The 16,519-nt window shown below is 72.2% G+C and carries 17 protein-coding genes; 8 read left to right on the forward strand and 9 right to left on the reverse strand.

The features are described from left to right. Nucleotides 1-38 precede the first annotated feature (38 nt). Nucleotides 39-320: a chorismate mutase gene (locus EDF69_RS02255; RefSeq protein ID WP_125960230.1), complete on the forward strand. Its 282-nt coding sequence runs from the start codon at nucleotides 39-41 to the stop codon at nucleotides 318-320. 3 nt (nucleotides 321-323) lie between these two features. Then, nucleotides 324-1,436: a glycoside hydrolase family 130 protein gene (locus EDF69_RS02260; RefSeq protein ID WP_132882932.1), complete on the forward strand. Its 1,113-nt coding sequence runs from the start codon at nucleotides 324-326 to the stop codon at nucleotides 1,434-1,436. 198 nt (nucleotides 1,437-1,634) lie between these two features. Here EDF69_RS02260 and EDF69_RS02265 read toward each other — a convergent pair whose 3' ends face one another. Genes EDF69_RS02265 through EDF69_RS02285 form a run of 5 tightly spaced genes read right to left on the reverse strand, consistent with a single transcriptional unit; the run spans nucleotide 1,635 to nucleotide 7,434 of the window. Continuing rightward, nucleotides 1,635-1,988: a hypothetical protein gene (locus EDF69_RS02265; RefSeq protein ID WP_132882933.1), complete on the reverse strand. Its 354-nt coding sequence runs from the start codon at nucleotides 1,986-1,988 to the stop codon at nucleotides 1,635-1,637. Between the two features lie 4 nt (nucleotides 1,989-1,992). Further along, nucleotides 1,993-5,406 carry a chromosome segregation SMC family protein gene (locus tag EDF69_RS02270; RefSeq protein ID WP_132882934.1) on the reverse strand — a complete coding sequence of 1,138 codons (3,414 nt, stop codon included), beginning with the start codon at nucleotides 5,404-5,406 and terminating at the stop codon, nucleotides 1,993-1,995. 27 nt (nucleotides 5,407-5,433) lie between these two features. Beyond that, on the reverse strand, nucleotides 5,434-6,165 hold the full coding sequence (locus tag EDF69_RS02275; RefSeq protein WP_132882935.1) for a thioredoxin domain-containing protein: 732 nt from the start codon (nucleotides 6,163-6,165) through the stop codon (nucleotides 5,434-5,436). Nucleotides 6,166-6,193: 28 nt separating this feature from the next. Then, entirely contained in the window at nucleotides 6,194-6,877 is a 684-nt protein-coding gene (locus tag EDF69_RS02280) for a DsbA family protein (protein ID WP_132882936.1), read from the reverse strand. Beyond that, nucleotides 6,877-7,434, reverse strand: a complete 558-nt coding sequence (locus tag EDF69_RS02285; RefSeq protein ID WP_132882937.1) for a DUF721 domain-containing protein — start codon at nucleotides 7,432-7,434, stop codon at nucleotides 6,877-6,879. The genes EDF69_RS02280 and EDF69_RS02285 overlap by 1 nt, the downstream gene beginning before the upstream one ends. Before the next feature lie 28 nt (nucleotides 7,435-7,462). Here EDF69_RS02285 and EDF69_RS02290 point away from each other — a divergent pair, with 28 nt between their 5' ends. Genes EDF69_RS02290 through nudC form a run of 3 tightly spaced genes read left to right on the forward strand, consistent with a single transcriptional unit; the run spans nucleotide 7,463 to nucleotide 10,664 of the window. After that, nucleotides 7,463-8,506: an NUDIX domain-containing protein gene (locus EDF69_RS02290; protein WP_132882938.1), complete on the forward strand. Its 1,044-nt coding sequence runs from the start codon at nucleotides 7,463-7,465 to the stop codon at nucleotides 8,504-8,506. Next, entirely contained in the window at nucleotides 8,503-9,798 is a 1,296-nt protein-coding gene (locus EDF69_RS02295) for a serine hydrolase domain-containing protein (RefSeq protein WP_132882939.1), read from the forward strand. Before EDF69_RS02290 ends, EDF69_RS02295 begins: the two co-directional genes overlap by 4 nt. After that, nucleotides 9,795-10,664, forward strand: coding sequence for an NAD(+) diphosphatase (gene nudC, locus EDF69_RS02300; RefSeq protein ID WP_132882940.1), 870 nt, complete (start codon nucleotides 9,795-9,797; stop codon nucleotides 10,662-10,664). The genes EDF69_RS02295 and nudC overlap by 4 nt, the downstream gene beginning before the upstream one ends. A 4-nt stretch (nucleotides 10,665-10,668) precedes the next feature. Here the strand turns inward: nudC and EDF69_RS02305 are convergent, their stop codons facing one another. Next, the gene (locus EDF69_RS02305; protein WP_132882941.1) at nucleotides 10,669-11,559 is read right to left on the reverse strand and encodes a prephenate dehydratase; all 891 of its coding nucleotides are present in this window, start codon (nucleotides 11,557-11,559) and stop codon (nucleotides 10,669-10,671) included. 115 nt (nucleotides 11,560-11,674) lie between these two features. Here EDF69_RS02305 and EDF69_RS02310 point away from each other — a divergent pair, with 115 nt between their 5' ends. Next, nucleotides 11,675-12,346, forward strand: coding sequence for a c-type cytochrome (locus EDF69_RS02310; protein ID WP_132882942.1), 672 nt, complete (start codon nucleotides 11,675-11,677; stop codon nucleotides 12,344-12,346). 30 nt (nucleotides 12,347-12,376) lie between these two features. Here EDF69_RS02310 and EDF69_RS02315 read toward each other — a convergent pair whose 3' ends face one another. The 3 genes from EDF69_RS02315 to tsaD are packed head-to-tail and all read right to left on the reverse strand — an operon-like array spanning nucleotide 12,377 to nucleotide 14,821. Next, nucleotides 12,377-12,799: a VOC family protein gene (locus tag EDF69_RS02315; RefSeq protein ID WP_204991291.1), complete on the reverse strand. Its 423-nt coding sequence runs from the start codon at nucleotides 12,797-12,799 to the stop codon at nucleotides 12,377-12,379. Nucleotides 12,800-12,803: 4 nt separating this feature from the next. Further along, a complete protein-coding gene (locus tag EDF69_RS02320) occupies nucleotides 12,804-13,784 on the reverse strand; it encodes an NAD(P)H-dependent glycerol-3-phosphate dehydrogenase (protein WP_132882944.1) in 981 nt (326 codons plus the stop codon). After that, the gene (gene tsaD, locus EDF69_RS02325; protein WP_132882945.1) at nucleotides 13,781-14,821 is read right to left on the reverse strand and encodes a tRNA (adenosine(37)-N6)-threonylcarbamoyltransferase complex transferase subunit TsaD; all 1,041 of its coding nucleotides are present in this window, start codon (nucleotides 14,819-14,821) and stop codon (nucleotides 13,781-13,783) included. The genes EDF69_RS02320 and tsaD overlap by 4 nt, the downstream gene beginning before the upstream one ends. An 81-nt stretch (nucleotides 14,822-14,902) precedes the next feature. Here tsaD and hemC point away from each other — a divergent pair, with 81 nt between their 5' ends. Both hemC and EDF69_RS02335 read left to right on the forward strand, forming a co-directional pair. Continuing rightward, complete coding sequence (gene hemC, locus EDF69_RS02330; protein WP_132882946.1) at nucleotides 14,903-15,829, forward strand: hydroxymethylbilane synthase; 927 nt, start codon at nucleotides 14,903-14,905, stop codon at nucleotides 15,827-15,829. Next, a complete protein-coding gene (locus EDF69_RS02335) occupies nucleotides 15,826-16,500 on the forward strand; it encodes a uroporphyrinogen-III synthase (RefSeq protein WP_132882947.1) in 675 nt (224 codons plus the stop codon). Before hemC ends, EDF69_RS02335 begins: the two co-directional genes overlap by 4 nt. Nucleotides 16,501-16,519 lie beyond the last annotated feature (19 nt).

Genomic DNA, 16,519 nt, shown 5'->3' on the forward strand with positions numbered 1-16,519 from the left:
GCGAAAAGCGCCCGCACGCGCCCGAGGGAAGGACTGGGATGACCGACGACACGCTGGCCCGCTATCGCCAGAGCATCGACAACATCGACGCCGCCCTGGTGTTCATGCTGGCGGAGCGCTTCAAGGTCACCCAGGCGGTCGGCCGCTACAAGGCGGAAAAGGACCTTCCCCCCGCCGATCCCGGCCGCGAGGAACGCCAGATCGCCCGGCTGCGCGCGCTTGCCCGCGATGCCGACCTCGATCCCGAATTCTCCGAGAAGTTCCTGCGCTTCATCATCGAGGAAGTGATCCGCCACCACACCCGGTTCCAGGCGAGCTGAACCATGGCGGACGACCGGATCGTCTTCGCCCCCGACGACGTCGACCTTTCCCGCTCGCCCCTTCGCCGCGGCATCGCCGAGCCGACGTTCGTGCTCGGCGCCTTCAACCCCGGCCTCACCCGCCTCGCCAACGGCAATCTGCTGCTGATGGTGCGGGTGGCCGAGGCGCTGGCCGAGCCGATCCGCGACGGCCACGTCCGCTCGATCCGCTGGACGCCCGCCGGCTACCGGCTCGACGCCTTTGACGCCGCGGGTGCCGACGTGGCCGACCCGCGCTTCTTCGTGCTGTCGGGCGGTGCCTATCCCTTCCTGGGGCTGACATCGCTGTCGTGGCTGCTGCCCGTCGAGCTCGACCCGGAAGGAGAGCGCATCGTCGCCGTCCACTACGACCGCGCGATCGAGCCCGACGCGCGCCACGGCGAATATGGCATCGAGGACCCGCGCATCGTCCGCATCGGGGACCGCTGGTGGATGACGGTGTGTGCGGTGTCGGGCGGGCGGCTCTGCACCGCCATGTATGATTCCGCCGACGGGCTCGACTGGCGCTCCTGCGGAATGGTGCTCGACCACGGCAACAAGGACATGATCCCGTTCGAGGGGACGGTCGGCGATCGCCACCTCGCCCTCACCCGCCCGCTGTCGGACGCCTGGTTCGCGATGCCGCCCGACGACGCCGATGCCGGCGGCCCGTCGATCAACCTCGCCACCTCGCCCGACATGCTGCACTGGCGCCCGGTCGCCGACTTTGCGATCCGGCCGCTGAAGGCCGCCGCGGCCTCCAAGCTCGGCGGCGGCACCCCGCCGGTGCGCACGGCCCGCGGCTGGATGCTGCTCTACCACGGCGTCGAGAAGCAGGGCGCAGTCGGCGTCTACCGTACCTATCGCGCGCTGCTCGACGGCGACGATCCCACCCGCATCCTGGAGCGCGACGAAGCAGTGCCGGTGCTGGAAGCCGCGCCCGACCTCATCGCCCCCTTCGCGCACCAGGCCTATCTGCCCCAGCCGGTGGTGTTCACGACCGGCATCGTCGACGCCGGGGACGCCTGGCTCGTCGCGTCGGGCGAAGCCGACCTCGCCTGCCGCATGACACGGATAGCCAAGGCGCGGCTGGACTGATCCTCTTGGAGTGCCGTGCTCCTGCGCACGCAGGAGCGCATAAACCGTAGCGACTTCTGATTAAGCCGTTCGTCCTGAGTAGCCATTGAGCGCAGTCGAAATGGCGTATCGAAGGACCGCCACCGGTGCTTCGATACCGGCCTACGCCAAGCTCAGCCCCTACTCAGCACGAACGGATCGGCTGCGGGCCGCCCAACCCTACACCCCCGCCTTCCGATACGCCCCGCGCAGATTCTCCGTCGGCACCAGCGCGCCGTCCTTCTCGATCCGCAGTTGCATCCGCGCAAAGATCGACTCCATCCCGTCCTCCGCCAGCATGCCCGGGTCGGCCACCAACGTCAGCGTATCGCCCGACCGCGTCCAGCTGCCCTCCACCGCCAGGTCGAGCGCGCCATAGGCCATGAACCACCGGTAGCGGCCGTCGCCGCGCAGCAGCAGCTCCGATCCGACCTCCGTCATCCCCGAAAGATAATAATGCCCGGGCAGCCCCTGCGGTGCGGCCACGACCGCGGCCGGGACCATCAGCAATCCAGGGAACGCCCAGCGTGTCATGCCGCTACTCCGCCGCCAGCAACGTCTCGGCCCCGCGCAGGTCGACCGACACCAGCCGGCTCACACCCTGCTCGACCATGGTCACCCCGAACAGCCGGTGCATCCGGCTCATCGTCGCGGCGTTGTGGGTGACGATCAGGTAGCGCGTCTCGGTCTCTTGCGTCATCCGCTCGAGCAGGTCGCAGAACCGGTCGATGTTCGCATCGTCCAGCGGTGCGTCGACCTCGTCCAGCACGCAAATCGGCGCCGGGCTCGTCAGGAACAGTCCGAAGATCAGCGCCACCGCCGTCAACGCCTGCTCGCCGCCCGACAGCAGCGTCAGCGACTGGAGCCGCTTGCCCGGCGGCTGCGCGAGGATCTCCAGCCCCGCCTCCAGCGGATCGTCCGAATCGACCAGCGCGAGATGCGCCTGGCCGCCGTTGAACAGTGTGCCGAACAGCCGCTGGAAATGCTCGTTGACCGCATGAAAGGCCGCGAGCAGCCGCTGCCGCCCCTCGCGATTGAGGATGCCGATCGACCCGCGCAGGCGATTCACCGCCAGCTCCAGCTCGGCCCGCTCGCGGTCGCCGCTCGCCCGCGCCGCGTCCAGCTCCGCCAGCTCGCGATCCGCGACCAGGTTCACCGGCCCGATGCGCTCGCGCTCCGCGGTCAGCCGGTCGTGCGCCGCCGCTTCGGCCTCGGGCGTTGCCACGTCGGCGCTCTCGAACTCCAGTCGCTCCGGTAGCAACGGCGGCGGGCATTCGAAGCGTTCGCCCGACAGCCGTGCCGTCTCCACCCGCCGCTGGTCGTAATTCTCCGCGCGCGCCGCCGCCCCGGCGCGTGCCTCGCGCGCCGCAGCCAAGGCCTCGCCGATCGCCCGCAGCGCCGTCTCCGCCGCGCGCAGCGCCTGTTCGGCGGCGTGTTCCTCGCGCTGGGCGGCATCCACCGCCTCGCGCGCGCCCAGCAAGGCCGCCGTTACGGCATCGATCTCGACCGACAGCGCATCCGGCCGCCCGGCAATCGCGTCGCGCTCGCGCGCGCTGTCGGCGGCGCGCTTGTCGAGGTCGGCGATGCGTCGCACCGCCTCGCCTGCGCGCTGCTTCCAGCCCTTGGCCTCGACCGCCGCCGCCGTGATCCGCGCCCGTGCCGCCGTGGCCGCCCGCTCGCGTTCCGCGGCCGCGGCGCGCGCATCGACCACCGCTCCGCGCCGCCCCTCCGCCTCGGCCGACAGGCGAGCGACCTCCGTCTGGGTTCCGCTGCCGTCCGGCAGCGCCGCCACCGCCGCTTCCGCCCGCGTCGCTTCGCCCGCCGCCTCTTCCAGGTCGAGCGCCGCCCGGCGCTGGCGCGCGGCAAGGTCGGCGCGCTGCGACTCGGCGCGCTCGATCGCTGCGGCCGCCCGGTCCTCCGCGCGCGCCGCCTCGCGCGCCGCCGCTTCGTGCGACTCGACGCTGCGCCGGGCGTCGGCCGCCTGCGCCTTCGCCGCGCGTATCGCTGCTTCCGCGTCGGTGAGCGCCGCCGCCGCCTCTTCCACCGCCGCTGCAGCCTGCGGACGCGCCGCCGCGATCACCCGCAGGCGGTTCGCGCGCTCCAGCCGCTCCGCCGCAGCCGCGCCGCCGCCCGCCACCGCACGGAATCCGTCCCAGCGCCGGAGCGCCCCGTCGAGCGTCACCAGTCGCTGGCCCACCGCCAGTGCGGTGCCGGTGTCGGCCTCGCACACGAACACTTGGCCGAGCCTCCGCGCCAGCACGTCAGGCGCCCCGACCTGCCCCGACAGCCGGGACACGCCCGGCGGCGGCGGCGGGTCGTCCCGTGTCGCCTCGGCCCCGCCCCAATAGCGCTCGTCCGCCGCATCGAGCCCAGCCTCGACATCGTCGCCCAGCGCCGCCGCCAGCGCGCGCTCATAGCCCGGTGCCACCTCCAGCCGGTCGAGCAGCCGCTCGCGCCCGCCGCGCCGCTGCGCGCGCTCCAGCGCCGCCGCTTCGCCATCGAGCGCCGCCAGCTCTGCCGACGCCGTCGCGCGCGCCGCCTGTGCGGCCTCGCGCCGGCCGGCCTGCGCCCGCTCTTCCGCGTCCGCCGCCGCCAGCGCCGCCCGCGCCTGCTCGATCCCGCCTAGCGCCTTGTCCCGCGCCTCGGCTGCCGCCGCGCGCGCGGCATGGAGCGGCGCCGCATCGGCAAGCACCGCCAGTTCGGCCGCGATGCGCCGCTCGTCGCGAGTCGCGCGCTCCAGCCGCGCCTGCGCCGCCTGCAGCGCCGCGCGCGCGACGCGTACGTCGGCCAGCTCGCTCGCCTGCCGCGCCAGCGCCTGGGCAAGCGCCACCTCGGCATCGCGACTCGCCTGCTCCGCGCCCGCCAGTGCCACGGCCAGCTCCGGCAGCGCCGCATCGGCTGCCGCGGCCTCGGCCTCCAGCGCCTTGCTCTCGGCCGCAAGTCGCGCCAGCGCCTCGGCCGCATCGCTGGCCAGCGCACCCTCGCGCCCGCGATCCTCGGCGATGCGCGCGATCGCCGCCTCCAGTTCACCCAACCGGCGTTCGGCAGCCCCGCGCTGCGCCACCAGCGCCTCGCGCCGGTGCGTCGCCTCCGACAGCGCGTCGCGCGCCGCCTGGGCACTGCTGCGGTGGGTGGCGAGCGCCGCCACGGCCGCGGCCTGCGCAGCCTCTGCCGCCGCCTGTTCGGCCGTACGGCTCACCACCAGCGCGTCCGCGTCTTTCGACTCGGCCCGCGCCGCATCCGCGGCCGCCGCCGCATCGCGCCAGCGCGCAAAGATCAGCCGCGCCTCCGCCACCCGGATCCGGCCCGACAATTCGCGATAGCGTTCCGCCTGCCGCGCCTGCCGCCTGAGCTGCGCGATTCGCCCGTCCTGGTCGGCCAGCACCTCGGCCAGCCGCGTCAGGTTCGTCTCGGTCGCGCGCAGGCGGTTCTCGGCATCGCGTCGGCGCACATGCAGCCCGGCGATCCCCGCCGCTTCTTCCAGCATCGCCCGCCGCTCGGCGGGCTTGGCGGAGATGACGGCGCTGATCCGGTTCTGGCTGACCAGTGCGGGCGAATGCGCGCCGGTCGCGGCGTCCGCGAACAGCAGCGCCACATCCTTGGCGCGCACGTCGCGCCCGTTGATACGATAGGCGGAGCCGGCGCCGCGCTCGATCCGGCGCACCACCTCCACCTCTTCGCCCTCGGGCCCGACCTCGTCGGCGAGGATCGACACTTCGGCGAAGTCGCGCGGCGGGCGGGTGGCGGTGCCGGCGAAGATCACGTCCTCCATCGCCGCACCGCGCATCGACCGGGCGCTATTCTCGCCCATGGTCCAGCGCAGTGCTTCCAGGAGGTTCGATTTGCCGCAGCCGTTGGGGCCGACCACGCCGGTCAGCCCCGCCTCGATCACCAGGTCGGACGCGTCGACGAAGCTCTTGAAGCCGGACAGGCGCAGCCGCCGGATCCGCATCGCCGCACGCGCCCGGTCAGACGGGGATTAGGCGCCAGCGTCGCGCAGCGCCGCCTCGACCTGCGTCCAGTTCACCGCGTCCAGCTTGTTGTCGTTCAGGAAGAAGCTGGGCGTGCCCGTCACCTTGTCGGCGGCTTCCTCGGTGATCTTGACGAGCGCCTCCAGCCCCTTCTGGTCGGCCAGGCACTGGCGCGCCTTCGCCTCGGGGATGCCGCGCTGCTTGACGAAGTCGATGTAGCCCAGTTGCTGCGCCCACAGCGACACCGCCTGCGCCGGCGGCATCTGCTGCACCTGCGCCTGGAAGCTTTCCGGCAGCGCCTGGAGCTTGTCCAGCACCGCATTCTGATTGGCGTACATCTGGTCGAGGATCGGGAAGAACGGCCCCGTCCCGCCGCAGCGGCCGAGCAGCCCGGCGGCAAGATCCGGTGCGCCGTGGACCGCAAAGTCGCGGAACTCGTAGGAGACCTTGCCGCTCGCGACATAGGTGTCCGCCAGCGCCGGCACCGAGTCGCGCCCGAACTGGCCGCAGGTCGGGCAGGTGCGCGAGCCATATTCGACCAGCTTGATCGGCGCATCCGGGTTGCCCATGCGATAGCCGCCCTCCGGCGTCACCGACACCGTCTCGGCCCAGTTGGTGCCGGCCGGCGCCGCCACCGCCGCGACCTTCTGCGCGGGCGCGCCGCTGTTGCCGGAGCCCGCGTCCCCGCCACCGCAACCGGCGAGCAGGAGAAGGGGCAGCAGGGGAAGAGCGATCCGCATGATATTGGCTCCGTGAAGAGAAAGGGGGTTAGCGCTGCAGCGCCTGGCGCAGCGGGGGCTCGACCTCGGCCCAGCTGTTGGCAGCGAGCAGATTGCCGTCGATCTCGAAGCTCGGCGTGCCCTGGACGCGGCCCTGGACCTTCTCGGTCGCCGCGACCAGTTCGCCGCGCGCGACCGGATCGACCAGGCAGCGGTCCGCCTGCTGCGCGGAAAGCCCGCTGCGCGTCATCAGCGCGGTCAACCCCGAACCCGCGGCGATGCGCCGCAGCCGTGCCTCGAGCGTCGTCGCGCCCTTGAACGAATCGGGCTTGGCCTGGAACGCCATCGCCTTGTCGAGCAGCGCCTTCTGGTTGGCGAAGATCAGCGCGTGCTGGCGCGCGAACCGCGCCGTCCCGCCGCAGCGCGCAAGCAAGGCGCTCGCAAGGTCCAGCGGATCGCGCACGAAGTTGCGGATCTCCACCCGGACCTGGCCGTTGCGGACCAGCCCGTCATGGAGCGGTGCCTTCGATTCCTCGACGAAATGGCCGCAGTGCGGGCAGGTGTAGCTGACATATTCGACCAGCGTGACGCGCGCCTTGGGGTTTCCGATCTGGAAACCGCCGCTCGCCGCCTTCACCGTCACCGTGCGCCAGTCGCGTGCCGGCTGCGCCTCTGCGCCACCCGTCATCACCAGTCCCGCGAGCACACCCGCGAGCACCCCCAGCAACCGCATCAACGAACCTTTCCCAGAACCGGTATCGAAAGCGGCGTCGGCGGCGCAGCGACGCCGGCCGCCAGTGCCGAAAGCACTGCCTTCAGCTCAGGATCGGCGATGGTGCGCAGGCTCTCGCCCAACTCGGCGGGCACGTGCGTCGGCTGCGGCCGCGGCGGCGCGACCCGCTGCGCGCGGCGAACGTCGCCCTGCCGGAATGCGATGCGGCCGACCGCGGCATAGCCGAAGAAGCGGTTCACCCGCTCGACGATCTCGGGGCCGATGTGCTGCATCATGGTGACGTGCGCGCCGTGCACCACCAGGGTCAGCACCCCGTCGGTGCGCTGCCCCTGCGGGAAGCGGATCGATTCGGGTGCGGACACGCGCGCATAACGCTCGCCGACGATCTCGGGCCAGCGGCTCACCACCGCGCTCTGGATGAAGCCGAACTTGCGGAATGCCGCCCGGCCGATGTCCGGCAACAGGTCCGCCACCGCGCGCGCATAGCCGTGGCGCTTCGGCTCCTCCTTGGGAGGCCGGACCTTGGTGGCAGTGGGGGCTTTGGGGGGCGTCGTCATCGCGGCTTCCCCATGCCATAGGCGCGGCGTGCCCGCCAACCTTTCTGCAATCGCTCCCGCCCTGCTCGACTGGTACGACGCCAACGCGCGCAGCCTGCCCTGGCGTGCGCCGCCCAACACCCCCGCGCCCGATCCGTATCGCGTCTGGCTGTCGGAGGTGATGCTCCAGCAGACCCAGGTCGCGACCGTGCGCCCGTATTTCGAAAAGTTCGTCGCGCGCTGGCCCGATTTCGCGAGTCTCGCCGCCGCCGAGGATGCCGAGCTGATGGCCGCCTGGGCAGGGCTCGGCTACTACGCCCGCGCCCGCAACCTGCTCGCCTGCGCCCGCGCGGTCGCGAACGACCATCGCGGCGTGCTGCCGGACACCGAGGAGGGCCTGCGCGCCCTCCCCGGCCTCGGCGCCTATACCGCAGCCGCCATCGCCGCGATCGCCTTCGGTCGGCGCGCGGTGGTGGTCGACGCCAATGTCGAGCGGGTGGTCGCGCGGCTGTTCGCCCTCCCCCAGCCGCTGCCCGCCGGCCGTCCGGCGATCCGTGTCGCAACCGATTCGATCACGCCGGAGATGCGCGCCGGCGACTTCGCGCAGGCGATGATGGATCTCGGCTCGGGCATCTGCACCCCGCGCGCGCCACGCTGCCTGCTCTGCCCCTTGCGCACCCAGTGCGACGCCTTCGCCACCGGCGATCCGGAAGCCTTTCCGCTGAAGGCGCCCAAGCGCGAGAAGCCGCACCGTCACGGCACCATCTTCTGGCTCGAACACGAAGGCCAGGTGCTGCTCGTCCGCCGCCCGGCCAAGGGCCTGCTCGGCGGCATGCGCGCGCTGCCGACCGGCCCGTGGGCGGAGACGCCGCCCGGCCTGGCCGAGGCGCCGGTCGACGCCGACTGGCAGGCAATGGGCGGCGTCGCCCACGGCTTCACCCATTTCCGCCTGAGCTGCACGGTTGCGGCGGCCACGCTGCCGGCCCACATGGCCGTGCCGGATGGCGAATGGTGGCCGATCGACTCGCTCGACGAAGCGGGCATGCCGACGGTGTTCGTCCGCGCACAGCGGCTGATGGAGGGATTGCGATGAGGGCACGGACGTGGATGGCAGGCATCGCGGCGCTGGCGCTGGTCGCCCCGCCGATCGCAACCGCGCAGGTCGCCCCCGCCCGCCAGCCCTCCGCCCCGGCACTCCCGAGCGTCGAATCGGCCGCCGACCGCTATGTCGCCGCCGGCCGCGCACCCGGAATCGCCGTCGCGATCGGCGGCCCGGGCGATACCCGCTTCGTCGCCAGGGGAAGGCTTTCGGACGGCGGCGCGCCCGTCACCCCGGACTCGCTGTGGCGGGTCTATTCGATGACCAAGCCGATCACCGCGATGGCGGCGATGATGCTGATCGAGGACGGCAAGATGCGGCTCGACCAGCCGGTGTCCGATTTCCTTCCCGCCTTCGCCAAGATGCGCGTGCTCACCGATCCCGAGCGCAGCCTCGCCAGCCGCCCCGCCGCGCGCCCGATCACCATCCGCCACCTGCTCACCCACACGGCGGGTCTCGGCTATTCCATCGTCACCAAGGGGCCGCTGCTCCACGAATATGAGCGGCTCGGCATCGTCCCCGCCGCGATCAATGCCAAGGTCGAGACCGAGATGCTGCGCGTGCGGCCGAAATCGCTCGCCGAGTTCGCCGATCGTCTCGCCACCCTGCCGCTGATCGCCGATCCGGGCAGCACGTGGAGCTATTCGGTCAGCCTCGACCTGATGGGCCGCGTCATCGAGGTCGCGAGCGGCATGTCGTTCGAACGCTTCCTTGAGACCCGCATGTTCGGCCCGCTCGGCATGACCTCCACCTACTGGCAGGTGCCCGCCGACCAGGCCGGAAGGCTCGCGACCAACTATGTCTTCGTCGGCGATCGCGCGGTGCCGCTGGATCCGGCGACGACCTCGATCTTCCTGAAGGCCCCGAGCTTCCCCTATGGCGGCGCCGGCCTCGTCGCGTCGGCGCGCGACTATGACCGCTTCCTCCACATGCTCCAGAACCGCGGCACGCTGGACGGCAAGCGCGTGATGAAGCCGGAGACGGTCTCGCTAGCCATGTCGAACCTGCTCCCGGCCGGCGTCTCCTTCGGCGGCGTCGACGCGAGCACCGGCGGCACCAATGCGCCCAAGATGGGCTTCGGGGCGGGCGGCTCGGTGTATCTGGAGGACGTGCCCGGCGGCCTCGGCAAGGGCACCTATGGCTGGGGCGGTGCCGCCGGCACGATCGCCTTCGTCGATCCCGCCCGCCAGCTGCGCGGCACGGTGATGGTCAACTATTTCCCCGCCGATCGCTGGCCGCTGCGTGCCGACCTGACGCGCGCGCTGCTCGCAGACCTCCAGCGATGATCGGCTTCACCGGGGGCACCCTCGACCGCGCGGATCGCGAGCGCGACGATCCGGAGGCGCTCGCCGCCGCGCTTGCCGATCCGCGCGCCCAGCTGCTGCGCCTGCGCGCGCTGGAACCGGAAGTGGACGCCGACGGCCGCATGGTCTGGGACGCGCTCGGCACGCTTCCGGCCGGCGTAACGCCGCTGTTCCTGGGCTATGACGCCGGCGTCCCGCGGTTCGTCGCCGCCGTCGATGGGGAAGGATCGCCGGTCAGCCGCTCGCCGAACCTGATGGGGGTGCTCGCCGCCATGCCGGCCGCCGACGCCGCCACCTATGCGGCCGCGCGCAGCCTCGCCGACTGGCACCGCCGCCACCGTTTCTGTGCCAATTGCGGCACTCCGACGGACCTGTTCCGCGCCGGCTGGGCGCGCCGCTGCCCGGCCTGTGCTGCGCAGCATTTCCCGCGCACCGACCCGGTCGTCATCATGCTGGCCGAACATGACGGTCGCGTTCTTCTAGGCCGCCAAGCCTCCTGGGCACCCGGCCGCTATTCGGCACTCGCCGGCTTCGTGGAGGTGGGCGAATCGCTGGAAGAAGCCGTCCGCCGCGAAGTGCTGGAGGAAGCGGGCGTGCCCGTGGGCGCCGTCCGCTACGTCGCCAGCCAGCCCTGGCCCTTCCCCTCGCAGTTGATGCTCGCCTGCATCGGCGAAGCGCTCGAAGACACCATCCGCCTGGATACCAACGAGCTGGAGGACGCCTTCTGGGCGACTCGCGACGAGGTGGCCGGTGCGCTCGCCCGGGCCGAGGGCGCGCGGTTCGACGCCCCGCCGGACTATGCCATCGCCTACAGCCTGCTCGCCCATTGGCTGGACGCGCAGGGCTAGCCGGTCAGCCGCGCTCGCGGGCGCGAGGATAGCTGCCGAGCAGCCGAACCCATTTGCTGTGATAGCGCAGCTCGTCGAGTGCACGGTCGACGGCGACGTCGCCCGGCTGCCCCTCGATATCGGCGAAGAACTCCGACGCGGTGAAGCTCGCGTCGCGCTGATAGCTCTCCAGCTTGGTCATGTTGACGCCGTTGGTCGCAAAGCCGCCCAGCGCCTTGAACAGCGCCGCCGGCACGTTCTTCACCTCAAATACCAGGCTGGTCATCGCCGGCCCCTCGACCCGCCCGCCATTGGCCTCGCGCGCCAGGATCACGAATCGGGTCGTATTGTGCGCAGCATCGGCGATATCGCTGGCGAGCACGTTGAGCCCGTAGAGCTCGGCCGCTCCCGGCGGCGCCAGCGCGGCCAGGCTCGGGTCCCCGGTTTCCGCCACCAGCGCCGCCGCACCGGCCGTGTCGGCATAGGCGACCGGCGCGATCCCGCGCTCGGCCAGCCAGCGGCGGCACTGGCCGAGCGCCTGCTCGTGGCTGGTCGCCTGGGTCACCTGCTCCAGCCGGCCCAACCCCATCAGCGTGTGGCGGATCGGCAGGAAATGCTCGCCCACGATCACCAGGCCCGATTCGGGCAGCAGGAAATGCATGTCGGCGACACGGCCGTGCAGCGAATTTTCGATCGGGATGATGCCGCATCCGGCCGCCCCGCTCAGCACCGCCTCCACCGCATCGGCAAAGCTGAAGCATGGCAGCGGCAGCCCGTCCGGAAGCGCCTGGTTGGCGGCGACATGGGAGTTCGCGCCCGGTGCGCCCTGATAGGCGACGGCACGTTCGGGGGCTGCGCGCGCCGCTTCGGTCATGCGCGCGACCAGGGCCCGCGCCGGTGCGGCATAGCTCTGCATGAGGGCAGGCGATTAGTTGCGCGATGTCAACGACGCAAGGCCTGCTTGCGACGCAAGGGCAGACCGACGTAAAGCGTAACAATCTTCCCTTGTTTAGCGAGAAATCGGCGGCGGCATGGACAATCGGATGAACACGATCGCTGGCTGGACTTTGGCTGGTCTGGCCGCTGCTTTGGGCCTGACCGTCGCCAGCGGCATGATTTTCGAAGGCGGACGCCCCGAAAAAATGGGCTATCCGATCGAGGGGGTGGAAGGCGAAGGCGCCGGTGGCGCTTCGGCGGTCCCGTTCGCGACGCTGCTCGCCTCGGCCGATCCGGCCAAGGGCGCCGAGGTGTTCAAGAAGTGCACCGCCTGCCACACCGTCAATCAGGGCGGCGCCAACGGCATCGGCCCGAACCTCTACGGTGTCATCGGCAAGCCCCACGGCCACCTGCCGAACTTCGCCTATTCCGACGCGCTGAAGTCGGTCCCCGGCAACTGGGACTTCGACGCGATGGACGCCTGGCTGACCTCGCCGCGGAAGTACGCGCCGGGCACGAAGATGACCTTTGCGGGCCTCGGCAATGCCCAGGATCGCGCAAACGTCGTCGCCTATCTCAATTCCCAGGGCTCGAACCTGCCGCTCCCGGCAGCACCCGCCGCAGGCGAGGCGCCGGCCACCCAGGCGGAGGCCAATGTGGCCGAGGGGGCGCCGACCGCCGACCTCGAAAACGCCGCCACCCCGGCGTCGGGTGCGCCGTCGGTGGACCCGGCTGCCGCCGTCCAGGCTGCCAAGAAGGGCGACTGATCCCGGGCTCCGGCACGGCGCCGGAGCCGGTCAGTAGTTCGGCCAGAGACCCGGCGTGGCGAGTTCCAGGACGTGCCCATCGGGGTCCTCGAAATAGAGGCTGCACCCGCCGCGCGGCCACGCCACTTCGCTGCGCAGCGCCACATCGTGCGCTGCCAGGTGCGCGCGCCACGCATCCTCGCTGCCGGCGGGAATTGCGAACGCCATGTGCACCGGGCCGCTGCCGTCATGGCCGGGGACCACGCCGCCGGCACCCGGCATGTCCTCCGTCGATGCGCCTGCCAGGAACAGCAGGAGCACGCCCGAGCCGCCGGCATCGAACGCGGTCAGCCGCTCGCCCGTGAGCATCGGGCGCAATCCTAGCACCTCGCGAAAGAAGACCGCCGCGCGCGCCATGTCGGCGACATAGAGCGCGGTTTCGAGCAGGCCGGAGATGGGCGGCACTTCCGGCACCGCGTCAGAAGCCTTCTTCGCGCAGCGGACGGGTCAGCAGCGCCTCGACCACCCGGCCCACGTCCGCCCCGTCCAGCAGCTGGCACACCGCTTCGGTGACCGGCATGTCCACGCCGGCGGCAGCCGCCGCCTGCGCCAGCACCGGCGCGGTATGCGCGCCCTCGGCCACCGTCCGGCGATCGGAAAGCAGCTCCTCCGCGGGGCGCCCCTGCCCCAGCCCCACGCCCAGCGAGAAGTTGCGCGAGCTCGTCGACGAACAGGTCAGCACCAGGTCGCCCAGCCCCGACAGCCCCGACAGCGTCTCCGCCCGCGCGCCGCGCGCCAGGCCGAAGCGCGTCATCTCGGCAAAGCCGCGCGCGATCACCGCCGCCCGCGCATTCTGTCCCAGCCCCGCGCCCTCGACCACGCCGCACGCGATCGCCAGCACGTTCTTCACCGCGCCGCCCACCTCCGCGCCGACCACGTCGGTCGAGACGTAGGGGCGCAGCGTCGGCTGGGCGATGGTCGCCGCCAATTGATGGGCAAGGGCGGCATCCTCGGCCGCCAGCGTCACCGCCGTCGGCAGCCCGGCCGCCACCTCGTGCGCAAAGGTCGGCCCAGACAGCACCGCCACCGGCGATCCGTCGACGGCCTCGCCCGCCACCTCGTGCAGGAACTTGAGGCTCCCTGCCTCGATCCCCTTGGAGCACAGGATCAGCGGCTGGCCGTGGCGCGGCAGGTCGGCGAGCACCGATCGCATGTGCTGCGCCGGCGTCACCACCAGCACGGCCGCCGCCTCCGCGACCCAGGTGATGTCGCCGGTCGCCTCGATGCGGTCGGACAGCGTCCGGCCGGGAAGGAACAGCGGGTTCTCATGGGTCCCGTTGATCGCCTCGATCACCTCCGGCTCGCGCACCCACAGCCGCACGTCGTGGCCACCGCTCGCCAGCACCTGCGCCAGCGCCGTGCCCCAGGCACCGCCTCCGAGAACACCCAGCACGCTCATGCCTTCACCCCCGCGCCGCGCACCCGCTCGCCTTCAGGATCGAGCGGCCAGCGCGCCCGCGCCGGTACGTCGAGCGGATCGGTCAGCCCCGCCTCCAAGCGCTCGGCGCCGGCCCAGGCGATCATCGCGGCATTGTCGGTGCACAGCCACAAGGGCGGCGCCACGAAGCGCAGGCCATGCTCGGCCGCCACCTGCTCCAGCGCACCCCGCACCGCGCGGTTGGCGGCGACTCCGCCGGCCACCACCAGCGCGGTCGGCGGGGCGATCCGCCCCAGCGCCCGCCGGGTGCGATCGACCAGGCAGTCGACCACCGCCTGCTGGAACGAGGCAGCGATATCCGGCGTCGCATGGATGCCGGCGTCGCGCGCCCGCAGCACGGCGCTCTTGAGGCCTGCGAACGAAAAGTGCGGCTCGCCCGATCCCACCAGCGGCCGCGGCAGCGGCACCGCACGAGGATCGCCATCCGCCGCCGCCCGCTCCACCGCCGGCCCGCCGGGGAAGCCCAGCCCGAGCAGCTTGGCGGTCTTGTCGAACGCCTCGCCCGCGGCATCGTCGATCGTGGTCGCCAACCGGCGATAGGCGCCGACGCCCTCCACCAGCAGCAGCTGGCAATGGCCGCCCGACACCAGCAGCAGCAGATAGGGAAACTGGAGATCCGGATCGGCGAGCCTGGGGCTCAGCGCATGCCCCTCCAGATGATTGACCGCGATCAGCGGCTTGCCCGCCGACAGCGCCAGCGCCTTGCCAGTCACAAGCCCCACCATGACCCCGCCGATCAACCCCGGCCCCGCCGTCGCCGCGATCGCGTCGACGCCGGCCAGCGTCACGCCCGCATCGGCCAGCGCCGCCTCCACCAGCGGCCCCAGCACCTCGACGTGCGCGCGCGCGGCAATCTCCGGCACGACCCCGCCGAAGGGGGCGTGATGCGCCTCCTGCCCGGCAAGCTTGTGCGACAAAATGGTGCGGTCGCCGCGGACCAGCGCGGCAGCGGTCTCGTCGCAGCTCGATTCGAGCCCGAGGATCAGGGGGGCGGACATGGCCCCGCTTCTATCCGCTCGGGGCTTGCTTGTCGAAGGGGCGGCTTGTCGAAGCGCGACCGCTTGCCTACGCCAACCTCCATGGACACCGCTCCCCTCTTCCGTCTCGGAACGCGCGGATCGCCGCTGGCGATGGCGCAGGCGCACATGACCCGCGACACGCTCGCCGCCGCCCACGGCTGGTCGCCCGACCGGATCGCGATCGTGCCGATCCGCACCACCGGAGACCGCGTGCAGGACCGCGCACTCGCCGAGATCGGCGGCAAGGCGCTGTGGACCAAGGAACTCGACCGCGCGCTGCTGGAAGAGGAGATCGACGCCGCCGTCCATTCGATGAAGGATGTCGAGACGATCCGCCCGACCCGCATCGCCATCGCCGCGATGCTGCCCCGCGCCGATGTCCGCGACCGCATCCTCGGCGTCGCCGCGCTCGCGGACCTGCCGCAGGGGGCAGTCGTCGGCACCAGCTCGCCGCGCCGTGCCGCCCAGGTGCTCCGCCATCGACCCGACGCGAAGATCGTGCTGTTCCGCGGCAACGTCGAGACGCGCCTCGCCAAGCTCGCCGCCGGAGAAGTGGACGCCACGCTGCTCGCCTCGGCCGGACTGGTGCGGCTCGGCCGCGAAGACGTGGGCGCCCCGGTGCCGCTCGACGTGATGCTGCCCGCCCCGTCGCAGGGCGCGGTCGGCATCGAGGTGCGGGCCGAGGATGCGCGCGCCCGCGAACTCGTCGGCGCCATCAGCCACGCCGATACCCGCGCAGCGGTGTCGGCCGAACGCGCGCTGCTGGAGGCGCTCGGCGCCGACTGCCACTCCCCCGTCGCGGCGCTCGCCACGATCGAGGGCAACCGCCTGACGCTGCGCGCGGAACTCTATGCGCAGGATGGCAGCGCCCATGTGACCGGATCGACGGAAGGCTCGGTCGGCGACGTCGCGCTGGCACCGGCCCTCGCGCAAGACCTGCTCGCACGCGCCCCCGACAGCGTGCGGCGGCTGTTCGCCGGCGAATGAGCCGCCCCCTCGCGGTGCTGCGCCCGGAACCCGGCGCGTCGGCCACCGTCGAGCGGATCACCGCTGCGGGCTACCAGCCACTGCGCACGCCATTGTTTCACGTGGAGCAACGGGGATGGCCGCTGGTTGCCGCATCGGACCACGACGCGCTCGTCCTGACCAGCGCGAACACGGTTCGGCACTTGGGGCCTCAGCTCGCCGAGTTGGCCACGCTCCCGGTCTGGGCAGTTGGAGAAGCGACCGCCCGAACTGCCGCAGACGTCGGCTTGAGCGTCGTTCGGGTCGGGACGGGGGGGGCCAAGACGCTCCTCGAAACCGCCTGGGCGGCCGGCGTCCGTCGCGCCTTGTGGCTGGGCGGCGAGTCCCTTCGCCTCTCGGAGCATCCCGCCGTCTCCCGCATGGTCGCGGTCTATGCCAGCACGCCGCTGGCCCCGTCATTGGACGCCGTTCGCCGCCTCGCCGGCAGCGTCGCCCTGGTCCACTCCCCTCGCGCCGCCGAGCGGTTCCGGCATGTGCTTGCCGAAGCCGGAGTAGCGCCTTCCACCCTCCGCCTCGCCGCGATCAGCCCTGCGGCTGCCGAGGCGGCCGGAGACGGCTGGGACGCCCTCGCCGTCGCCGCGGTTCCCACCGATCCGGCGCTGGTTACGGCTGCAATCCGCCTCGCCGATTGACCGCACGCACCGCCGCGAG

It is taken from the genome of Sphingomonas sp. JUb134 (assembly GCF_004341505.2).
GTDB lineage: Bacteria > Pseudomonadota > Alphaproteobacteria > Sphingomonadales > Sphingomonadaceae > Sphingomonas.

Coding starts and splice junctions, on each gene's coding strand:
- EDF69_RS02255 (WP_125960230.1), top strand. CDS start 39: ATGACCGACGACACGCTGGCCCGCTATCGCCAGAGCATCGACAACATC.
- EDF69_RS02260 (WP_132882932.1), top strand. CDS start 324: ATGGCGGACGACCGGATCGTCTTCGCCCCCGACGACGTCGACCTTTCC.
- EDF69_RS02265 (WP_132882933.1), bottom strand. CDS start 1,988: ATGACACGCTGGGCGTTCCCTGGATTGCTGATGGTCCCGGCCGCGGTC.
- EDF69_RS02270 (WP_132882934.1), bottom strand. CDS start 5,406: ATGCGGATCCGGCGGCTGCGCCTGTCCGGCTTCAAGAGCTTCGTCGAC.
- EDF69_RS02275 (WP_132882935.1), bottom strand. CDS start 6,165: ATGCGGATCGCTCTTCCCCTGCTGCCCCTTCTCCTGCTCGCCGGTTGC.
- EDF69_RS02280 (WP_132882936.1), bottom strand. CDS start 6,877: ATGCGGTTGCTGGGGGTGCTCGCGGGTGTGCTCGCGGGACTGGTGATG.
- EDF69_RS02285 (WP_132882937.1), bottom strand. CDS start 7,434: ATGACGACGCCCCCCAAAGCCCCCACTGCCACCAAGGTCCGGCCTCCC.
- EDF69_RS02295 (WP_132882939.1), top strand. CDS start 8,503: ATGAGGGCACGGACGTGGATGGCAGGCATCGCGGCGCTGGCGCTGGTC.
- nudC (WP_132882940.1), top strand. CDS start 9,795: ATGATCGGCTTCACCGGGGGCACCCTCGACCGCGCGGATCGCGAGCGC.
- EDF69_RS02305 (WP_132882941.1), bottom strand. CDS start 11,559: ATGCAGAGCTATGCCGCACCGGCGCGGGCCCTGGTCGCGCGCATGACC.
- EDF69_RS02310 (WP_132882942.1), top strand. CDS start 11,675: ATGGACAATCGGATGAACACGATCGCTGGCTGGACTTTGGCTGGTCTG.
- EDF69_RS02320 (WP_132882944.1), bottom strand. CDS start 13,784: ATGAGCGTGCTGGGTGTTCTCGGAGGCGGTGCCTGGGGCACGGCGCTG.
- tsaD (WP_132882945.1), bottom strand. CDS start 14,821: ATGTCCGCCCCCCTGATCCTCGGGCTCGAATCGAGCTGCGACGAGACC.
- hemC (WP_132882946.1), top strand. CDS start 14,903: ATGGACACCGCTCCCCTCTTCCGTCTCGGAACGCGCGGATCGCCGCTG.
- EDF69_RS02335 (WP_132882947.1), top strand. CDS start 15,826: ATGAGCCGCCCCCTCGCGGTGCTGCGCCCGGAACCCGGCGCGTCGGCC.